1 pseudogene is annotated in these 3,448 nt (G+C 47.9%); it reads right to left on the bottom strand.

Annotated elements, in window-relative coordinates:
- Positions 1 to 2,054 precede the first annotated feature (2,054 nt).
- Positions 2,055 to 3,149 (bottom strand): annotated as a pseudogene (locus DW089_RS11835) (carboxylesterase family protein); the annotation flags it as partial.
- Positions 3,150 to 3,448 lie beyond the last annotated feature (299 nt).

Raw genomic sequence — 3,448 nt, forward strand, 5'->3', positions numbered from 1 at the left:
ATACATAGAATATCTTAAAAAAAATATGCTTGACATATTACCAGAATGCTAAAAGGTCGAGGTTTTAATAGGTCGTGCGGTCCGCAGGGTATATACGTGAGTCGGGGCCCTCCGGGCATCCTGGCTGGGTCCATCCGAGGTCCTGTGCACAGCTGTACCCTAAAAAGTTCTTACCTTGCTTTTTTAGAAGGCAAGAAGGTAAGAACTTTTGGTCCCTCAATCCCTACCCCATTTTATTTTTCGACATACTTTGCAATTTTGCAAGCTAATGATATAATCACAATTATCAAAAGTGCGCAGTGAAACTCATTCCTCGTATAGTGTACTTTGCATCACAAATTATCCATTTCTGCGTTTATCACTGTCACTTTTCAATCATTTGCTTTTCCTGTATAAACATAGGCTGCGTCTGGTTTTCTCGGCTGTTTCAGCTCTTTGAATTACCTTCTCCTAGCTGCCTTGATTTGAGCCCAACTTTTCTCAGATCGGCAAAAAGAGCCTTGCGTTGTGCACTTGTACATCACAAGTAAACGGAATGATTTCTTCGGTGCATGGGACCTATTGCTATAATAAAATCCAGGAAAATATAAACATAGGGGTATATCCTAAAAGTATAAATAGCCCTATTACGTCCAAAATTAGCTCAGAAGCGGTATTTTGTATACAGTCCATACCCGAGGTTATGTTTCACTCTTTTCACCCTTTAAAGACGAAATTTGGCGAGATTTTCGTCTTTGGTCTGCAAAATGGCAGCGGGAACCCGCATCCCGACCAGCCGGTTCAGTGCGGTACAGGCCAGGCAGATCCTGTACAAGAGCTTTCCCGTGTAATCACCGTGGCTGTAGCAGTCTGTAGGGCATAAGAGCATATAGAGCTTAAAAGCCGTAGTTCTATAGCTACTTAGTGCTATGTAAATATAAAACACCAAGCTTTTAGGTTTTTTAGTCTTATCTGGTCTAATCTACTCTAGTCTAGTCTAATCTAATCTCGGTTGCCAAATGGTTGTCAGTTGGTTGTCACTTGGTTGCCACTTGGTTGTCAGTTGGTTGCCAAAATGAAATTTCGGGACATTCACGGAAAAGTTCCTTAATTTCAATACATTTGTATTTTTAGAAAGTACGTACTGCATTTTTCTACAAAAAAATTGCGCTGCTTTTTAAAAACATAAGGACCGCAGCCTCTGTAACGCTCATCCTTCACAAGCAAAACATCACCTATACCGCCATTTTTTTCACTGCCCATACGTTTTCTAACGCTCGCCAACACTCGTTAACGCTCGTTAACACTCACTTGGAAGCTAGTTCAGACAAAAGCCCTACTGACGAGAAAAGTTCTTCTTGCATAAATCAGGCCCTCAGCATCACGCCAGGGGCTATTTTGTTTCCTTATGCAGTTCGCTTTCCTTATTTCATATTCTTGAACCGGGCATCCATTTGGGAGCTGAACCAGCGGCCATTCATGACCTGCTGGATCAGGGTCTTCTTTTGGGCATTGGTGAGGGTTTGATCGGCAGCCATTTCGTCCAATACTTCCTTAATGGTGGTATGGGTATGGCTTTGGTCGATGACGGCTTTATCCTTGGTGGCGTTGACAATCAGGGAAGAAGGACCATTGGTGGTATCGGTCCACTGCTGCCACTGGGGCAGGTTCTTGCCATTAGGGTTGCCGGTGCGCATAAAGTTGCCGAAGTACTGTTGGATATCTTTCTGCAGGGCCAGGGCGCCGGGATTGCTGAAAGCATCTTTGGGGTAGCTGGCAACGGAGTTGGTAGCCAGTTCGGTTACGAAGGGAATCCAAATGCCATGGACGGAGCCCAGCAGGAAAGCAGATTCCTTCCCGACTAGTTCCGGATTATTGCCGTAGGCAATGGACATGGTATAAATGGGTGCATCTCCGTAGGCGCTCTTCATAATTTCCGCGGATTCTTCTGCGTTAAAGAGGCCGTAGAGTTTGCCGCCGTACTTGTTGGCAAAAGCATATTCCTGGTGTTTTACCGGATCCGTAAAGATAGTCTTGTCCTTAATGGCCGAGGCAAAATACGGGTCTCCTTTCATAAACAGGGAGAATTCGTCCGTACCGGTAACCATCACCAGGGGCACCTGGTTGTAGTTCTTGGTGGCAAAGCCGTCTTTGGGCAACACCACGCCATCGGTGTACAAATGCGGGAAGGCTTCCATGCGGATAGCGGCTCCGCCAAAGGCGCCGGCCACCCGGTCTGCGGACAGGCCGTTCAAATAGGCTGCCACTTCAGGTTTATCCTGAAGCAGCCACTTGGCGGCTTCCTTGGTATTCTTTTTCATGCCGTCCGCTACCGCCAGGGGTGCAAAATGCTGGGCAAAAATTTTCTGGGCCCAGGCGGGCTTAGAGGTGGTCATACCGCCGCTGAAGGACAGGGCTTTTTGGAACTTGCCCTTGGCTGCCGGGGAAATCAAAAGGGCCATGACATCCCGGCCGCCAGAGGAGAAGCCGGAAATGGTGATATTGTTGGGGTCACCGCCAAAGTTGGCAATATTTTCCTTGGTCCAATCCAGGCCCTGAATCATATCCAGAACGGCAAAGTTCCCGGAATTTTCCTGGGGCGTACCATGTTTCAAGGCGGGCAGCGGGTTAAAGCCCAAGGCGCCCAGCCGGTGGTTGATGCTGATAACCACTACGTTGGCACTTTCTGCAAAATGCTGCATATAGGGCAGTTGTGCCAGGCCTGTCTGGTTGTTGCCCCCATGAATAAAGAACAGCACAGGAAGGCCGGTTTCCTTGGTGTTGGGCCGGTAAATATCCAAGTTCAGGCAATCCTCCACCCCTTGGGTATTGCCAGCGGTACCTTGGATACCCCGGGGACCGGGTTTATCCGTTTTCAGGATGCCCTTCCAGGGCACCGGATCCTCAGGTGCTTTCCACCGCTGGGCCGTGCCATAGGGAACCCCTTTCCAAACCAGGGCCTTGTCCACCTGCACCCCTTGGACATAACCATATTGGGTATCCTGGAGAACCCCCTGATGGTAGGCAGAAACATCGGCCTTCTGCTGCTGGGCCTTTTGCTTTACCTGAGCCGCAGGAGCCTGGGCCGGCTGGGCCCACACTGGAGTCAGCAGCGTGGCAGACAAAGAACCTGCCAAAAGAGCAGAAAGCAACAAACGCGTGTTTTTCATAAAATCGACCTCCCTGTATGCCTTTCAGTTATAAGAATAGTATAAATTATTTGCAAACTAATGAAAAATGGGTTTTCTGCATCTATTTATGCAGGTTATGCATAAATTCACAACATATTCGGTAGTCACGTTCTGAATAGTGGCCTGGAAAACGGAAATGAGTCTGTCGACAGAGATGGTAAGCAGTATGCTTGCATATTCCGGTCTGATTAGGCCCACCTGCACGGTGTTTTTCTTCCACCTTGTATATACCGATACGATTTTGCCATGTGCACGGACTTTTTTTACCACTCTGCCGC

Origin of the sequence: Acidaminococcus sp. AM05-11 (assembly GCF_003472805.1) — a bacterium.
Taxonomy (GTDB): Bacteria; Bacillota; Negativicutes; order Acidaminococcales; family Acidaminococcaceae; genus Acidaminococcus; species Acidaminococcus hominis.